Raw genomic sequence first — 6,113 nt, 5'->3', positions numbered from 1 at the left:
CCAGAACAAGGCCGTCGTCTATGCCATCCTGTTTAAGGCCGCCGCTGAGGCGATGTCGACGCTCGCCGCCAATCCACGCCGGCTCGGTGCAGAGATCGGCGTCGTCGCCGTCCTTCACACCTGGGGGCAGGCGCTGACGCAGAACCCTCACTCAAGATACCGGGCATTATCATCTCCTTGATTTTCAGTGAACAACGCAAGTTGATCTTCCGCGCAACCCCCCTGCAGAATTAGCTTGCCGGTGCGGTGGAGGCCCTCAATAACGCTGCGAATGGGTTCGGCATCCAAATCACGGCGGCTGACTTCCCAAGCCATGCGACGAATGATCTCCAGCGCCTCCATGGGCGTGGCCGTTTCCGTTACGGAACGTGGTCGTTCCATCGTGAGTTGCGTATGCGCACCTCCTTTCCAGTGAATCAGCAACTCAAGGTTTTTTTATCCTGGTCAGTGCGTACAATGATCTCTTCGATGGCGGTGCGGAAGATCATCTTCTTAAGTGTCGGGGGACAGTGGTTGCTCTGCCAGACTCCAGCAAAATGATCACCCATCGAACGTATTCTGATTTCCTCTTCAGGCGATAACGAGTAGCGCTCGGTTTCGAGACTGGAAAGCCGCTGCTTGACTGCCTCGATCTCTTCCAGCTTTCCGTTCCACCGCCGTTCCAACTCGCTGGCTGCAAGTCGATTCCGGGCATCCACCGCGTCGTACTGTTCGAAGGCCTTCCTCGCCTCATACACCAGTTGCTCGAGCTTGCGGGACAGGGCGGTACATTGAGCGGTGCCGACAGCACTCAGTTCTTCGAGAGCTCGCAGACTGGCTTCCACCCCCAATGGCGCGATCGCCTTTAATAGTTCTTGTCCTACGCACCGGTCTACCGAGCTGCCGCCGAAGCCGATGCAATACTGCCCGCCATCATCGTAGTCGCCCTTGCAAAGGTAGCGCGCATGGGTGCCACGGCCGCCCCAATACCGTACATGCAGCTTGCGCCCACAATGTCCGCAGCGCAGGAGTCCGACCAGAAGACCCTGGCCAGCGCGAATCGCCGCCATCGATTCGTCCCCCTCCCAGTTCACCGAATTGCGCCGTATCATTCGCTGATTCTCTTCGTAGGTTGCCCAGTCAATATAACCTACATGATGATCGCGGATGAAGACGCGGCACTCTTCGGCGGGGCGCATCGCGCTCTGACGTTTCTCGAGCCGGCCTCCTACCAGCAAGGTCGTTACTGGACGCCGTCCCCAAACATAGGCACCGGCGTAGAAGGGATTGCGTAAAATGTCGCGGATTAGGCTCTGCGAAGGAACCTTCCAGATCAGCCGCGTTCCCTGTATGGGATTGACCGGTAGCTCCAGGTCGTGATCACGGAACCATTGGAATGTCTGACGCACGCTCCACAGTTCTCGAAACTTGGCGAACACGAGCTGTATCGCTTCGCAGATCCGTCGGTCGGGATGAAACATGATCTTACCCACGGGGTCGCGGGCATACCCAATCGGAAGCCGTTTGAACAGTTCGCCGCGGCGCGCTTTGGCTTCCTGCCCTGCCAGCATTCGTTGGCGTATAACCTTGAGCACAGTACAATACCGTGCTCTTCGAAGAGCCAAGTCATGCCGTGCACGACGATCATCATTCGTCATTCAGCTCCCAGCGTCATCGCGGACGATGTCGAATCCGTGCTGTCACACTGCGCGACAACAACCGTCCGATGCAACAAAAAGTCTATCGTGATCTCCGGCGAAGCGCGTCTGGTCTCAACTCTTCCCCGATGCGCACATCTCGTGTCTCTGCCTCACGCGCCGAGCCAGCAGATCGGGCCTTGCGATCTCAAACAATCCCCATAGCGTAAAATCGCGCATAGCCTCCCGCGCCTTCGTTCAATCCGGCTTCAATGAGGTCGCGTCATAAGCGCCTGCCGCGCCCTCGCGTGAGCGCGACCTCACAGAACCCTCCAGATTCCGGATTTGGGGCGAATATGATTCAAGATGACCGCAATGTGCTGCAGCAAAATGGCTGAACCGCGCAATCCGGCTCAGATAAAGCTTAGCGGATGCTCGCTTGTAACCGAGCGAGAAAAAATACCCCGCGATGCGATCCATCTCGGCGCCGAGCGCCCCGTTACGAAGGCGCATGAGCAGCCCGCGATACGAAAAATAGAACTTGAGCATTGTGCCCCTCCGGCGTTGCGGCGCAGGGGGATCCCGCGTCCGCGCGAGAGGCACGAAATATTACGTGGCGGAGGAATCCAGGCGTGGCGGGACCTGGCTGGCGTTAGGGCGCCTCCGCCACATCATCTCGTCCGACACATAAGAACGGATCTGAGCCGGCATCGCGCACAAGCGCAACAAGGCCATCGATATTCTTGAGGACAATCGACTTCGATACGAGAGGTCTTGTCGCCATTGACGGTCCATCTTGGCATCTTGAGCTCTGTCCGCTTCAAGACGTCAATGTCCCAAGGTCGACAGTTGGATGGCAGTATTCCCCGAGCGAGGCGCGAAGCTCATTCTTTCGTCAGGAAGATCTTGAGGACATCCTTTGGCACGCTAGTTGCTAAGATGGTGGGCGTCACAGCACAATCTCGCCGCCTCGGCTAAGAGTTCAGATGAAACCTGTTCGATTGATCCAGATCAGTGCGATGCTGATGCTGCCGCAGTCCGTGGCACGCGCGGTGTTGCGAGGTTTCTCACATTCTGATGTCGCTTCGATTCCCGGCAATGACTTGGCCATAATAGTGCTAGGTCTGTTCACACTCACGTTTGAGTGGCATTCTCGGAGCGAAGGTCCAGCAGCGTTTTGACGCTCAACAGTCCGGCAGAACGAAGTGGCTTGCTGCCGCTCCGAAACGGGGCGTGCTCGTATTGCTGCGACTATCGACCGGGCTTCCCTAATGGATATCAGGTCGCAAAGTGGTGGTGATGGATTTTCTGAGTGAGGTCTCTAGTCGGTTTTGCGCGCCGTTTCGGGCTACCCAGGCTGCACGACGAGTTAACCAGAGCGCGAACACGGCTCCGGCTTTCCTCCGCTGCGCGCTGGCGCGCATCTCTGCTCGTGCTCAGATTTGGTGGCGAAGCGCTCGGGCATGTCACATGCGACCATTTAAGTCGCTAGTTGTTGCAGATCCTACTGCGCGTGATTTTGCGGAGTTGAGCAGTCAATCGCGGGGCCATTGAAAGTGCTGGCTCGCGTGGCACACGAGGAGTTTTCGTCTATGGGGGTGGAATACGAACATTGCGACACATGTGTGTTGGCCTCGTCGAGTTGCGAACTCGGCGACTGGGCTGGGCAACGACCTGAAGCCTCACCAATAGGTTCTACCGTCTTTGTTGGTAGTGGCACGCTAGCGATTAGGTGCGCTCAGCTAGCGATGGAGATGGGCCACGTCATCGGCGCAATCTTGAGTGCCGACGCCATATTCCGCGATTGGGCTGCTCGCGCCAATATCTTGTGCGTAGGGAGCGTTGAAGAGCTCTCCATGCTGCTCAATACCGAACCGGTGGACTGGATATTTTCTGTTGCCAATCCGTTCATGTTGCCAGCAGATGTGTTTGGGCGAGTGCGTCGAGGGGCTTTCAACTACCACGACGGTCCGTTGCCACGGTATGCAGGAACTCATGCGACGTCTTGGGCGCTGCTGGCCCAAGAGACCGAATATGCCGTCACGTGGCATCGCATCGATGATGGTGTTGATACGGGTGACCTGGTTGTTCAACGCCAACTCTTGATTGCGCCCACTGATACGGCGCTAACCTTGAACCTCAAATGTTATGAGGCTGCAGTCGAGGGCTTCCGAGAGCTTTTAACTGGTTTAGCGAATGGAGAGCTCAATACCTGTCCGCAGGCGCTAGTGGACAGAAGCTACTTTTCGAGACGTCGACGTCCAGATGCGGCGGGCTGTCTGCGATGGGATCGATCCGCGCAAGATCTCTCAGCGATAACGCGCGCCTTAGACTTTGGGCCGTATCATTCCAATCCGTTATGTCTGTCCAAGGCTCTTGTGGGCGATGACGTTGTCGCAGTCAGGTGCTTGGAGGTGTCGTCTGCCCGCTCGGGCTTTTCGCCGGGTTCCCTGGTTGAAATCCACCCGAGCCACTGGCGTGTGGCGACGGCCACAGAAGATGTTGATGTCTGGTTTGGCAGCTCAGATGGTGAGACTCTGGACGCCCGGGCACTTGCAAGGCACTCCGATCTGAATGTAGGCGATCGCCTCCCGATTCTAAGCGATGACGAGGCGCGGAGCATAACTGTTACACATGAAATGTTGGCGCCTCGGGAGAGTTTCTGGCGACAGCGGCTTGAGCAATCTAAAATATTGCAGCTTCCTTTTCTGTCGTCTCCACAAGCTGTGGCTCCCCCGAGATGGCAGTCGAGTTTGTGGCTCATTCCAAGTGCTTTGGCCGAGCTGTCCCCCAATGATCGCACCGAGTACATACTGAGCGCTTGGCTGATCTATCTCGCCCGCCTCACGGGAGAATCAGAGCTTCAATTGGGATGGACTCCCCCAGCGAATGAATCGCGAGCCGGGGTGAAGGCGGTGGAGGTGCTTGTCGCTTCTGTCGTGCCAATGGAAATTATCATAGATCTCGGTCATGATTTTGCAGAGGTGCGCAGGGCGGTGGCGGCCGAGTGTGCTCAGCTGAGGGAGCACGATAGCTTTGCGCGGGATCTTATCGCGCGCTACCCGACGTTGCGGGGCGGTGAGGCGCTACGATCGCGCCGTCCCTGGCCGGTTGGCGTTACGGTTACTGCAAATAGCGGGTCTGCCGCTGGTGATCTTGCAAGCCCGAGTTTTGAGGCGCCCCTATCCGGTGATTTGCTGACGTTTGAGGTTTGCGCTCTGGAAGGGAGCTTTCGATGGCACTTTGATGCAGGTCGCTTGGCGCCCAAGCAGATCGACCGCATGACGCAGCATTTGCAGAATTTGTTGTGTGCCGTGATGGCCGATGCGCAGCAGCCGGTAGGACGAATTCGGCTCTTGTCGTCCGCTGAGCGCGCGTATCTGTTGGAGGAGCTGAACCGGACGGCGGCGCCGTATCCCGAGCAGCAGTGCATCCATGAGCTGTTCGAGGCGCAGGTCCGCAGGGCGCCGGATGCGGTGGCGGTGGTCTATCAGGACCAGCGCTTAAGCTATGACGAGCTCAATGCGCGGGCGAACCGGCTGGCGCACCACCTGATCGGGCTCGGAGTGAGGCCGGACCAGCCGGTGGCGATCTGCCTTGAGCGCAGCATCGCGATGGTGGTCGGGCTGCTGGCGATCCTCAAGGCGGGCGGGGCGTATCTGCCGCTGGATCCGGCCTATCCGTCGGCGCGGCTGCACCAGGTGCTCAACGATGCGGCGCCGCCTCTGCTGCTGGCCGATGCGGCGGGACGATCGGCGCTGGGCGGCGATGCGCTACTCGATCTGACGGTGGTCGACCTGGAGACGGCGACCCCGGCGTGGGCGCAACTGCCGGCCGCGAACCCGGACCCGCGCGCCCTCGGTCTGACCTCGCGCCATCTCGCCTATGTGATCTACACCTCGGGATCCACCGGAACGCCCAAGGGCGTCATGGTCGAGCATCGGGGATTGGTCAATCTGGGGCTGGCTCAGATCGTGCTTTTTGGCGTTTGTTCCAACAGTAGAGTGGTGCAGTTCGCCTCCTTTGGTTTTGATACAAGTGTTTCAGAGCTTGTCATGGCGTTTGGCTCAGGAGCCGCCTTGCACTTGCCTGCGGGTGAGATCCGTCAATCGACCAAAGAGCTATCGGACTATCTGCGAAACGAAGCCATCACGCATGCGACGTTGCCTCCAGCATTGCTTCAGGGAAGCCAGCATCTGGAATATTTGGCGTCGCAACTTCTCGTACTTGCTGGAGAGCTCCCGAAGGCCGAGCTTATCCGAGCCCTGCCTGCAGCATCTATTGTCAACGCCTATGGACCTACCGAAGCAACAGTCTGCGCGACGACGTGGAGCTGCCCGGCTGATTTTGATGGCGCCGTTGTCCCGATCGGCCGTCCGATTGCGAACACGCGGATCTATCTGCTGGATGGTGATGGCGCGCCTGTTCCGTTTGGGGCGGTGGGGGAGCTTTACATTGGCGGCGCGGGGGTGGCGCGGGGCTATCTGAACCGTCCCG

The 6,113-nt window shown here is 58.5% G+C and carries 3 protein-coding genes and 2 pseudogenes; 3 read left to right on the top strand and 2 right to left on the bottom strand.

Features of this window, described 5'->3' with window-relative positions; all coding sequences use genetic code 11:
* Window positions 1–151: pseudogene (locus KJQ96_RS37805) on the top strand (IS91 family transposase); the annotation flags it as partial.
* On the opposite strand, the gene KJQ96_RS37800 reads toward KJQ96_RS37805, so the two are convergent.
* Both KJQ96_RS37800 and KJQ96_RS37795 read right to left on the bottom strand, forming a co-directional pair.
* The gene (locus tag KJQ96_RS37800; RefSeq protein WP_213257471.1) at window positions 148–342 is read right to left on the bottom strand and encodes a hypothetical protein; all 195 of its coding nucleotides are present in this window, start codon (window positions 340–342) and stop codon (window positions 148–150) included. The pseudogene KJQ96_RS37805 and the gene KJQ96_RS37800 sit on opposite strands and share 4 nt — an antisense overlap.
* Window positions 343–416: 74 nt before the next feature.
* Window positions 417–1,550 carry a recombinase family protein gene (locus tag KJQ96_RS37795; protein WP_213291088.1) on the bottom strand — a complete coding sequence of 378 codons (1,134 nt, stop codon included), beginning with the start codon at window positions 1,548–1,550 and terminating at the stop codon, window positions 417–419.
* 1,658 nt (window positions 1,551–3,208) lie between these two features.
* Here KJQ96_RS37795 and KJQ96_RS42505 point away from each other — a divergent pair.
* Both KJQ96_RS42505 and KJQ96_RS41100 read left to right on the top strand, forming a co-directional pair.
* A pseudogene (locus KJQ96_RS42505) lies at window positions 3,209–3,727 on the top strand (formyltransferase family protein); the annotation flags it as partial.
* A 642-nt stretch (window positions 3,728–4,369) separates the two neighbouring features.
* A partial coding sequence (locus KJQ96_RS41100; RefSeq protein ID WP_249735045.1) for an AMP-binding protein occupies window positions 4,370–6,113 on the top strand: 1,744 nt, incomplete at its 3' end.

The sequence above is a fragment of the Bradyrhizobium sp. sGM-13 genome (assembly GCF_018398875.1).
In the GTDB taxonomy this organism is placed as follows: Bacteria; Pseudomonadota; Alphaproteobacteria; order Rhizobiales; family Xanthobacteraceae; genus Bradyrhizobium.
This window is presented reverse-complemented; position numbering and strand designations above follow the sequence as displayed.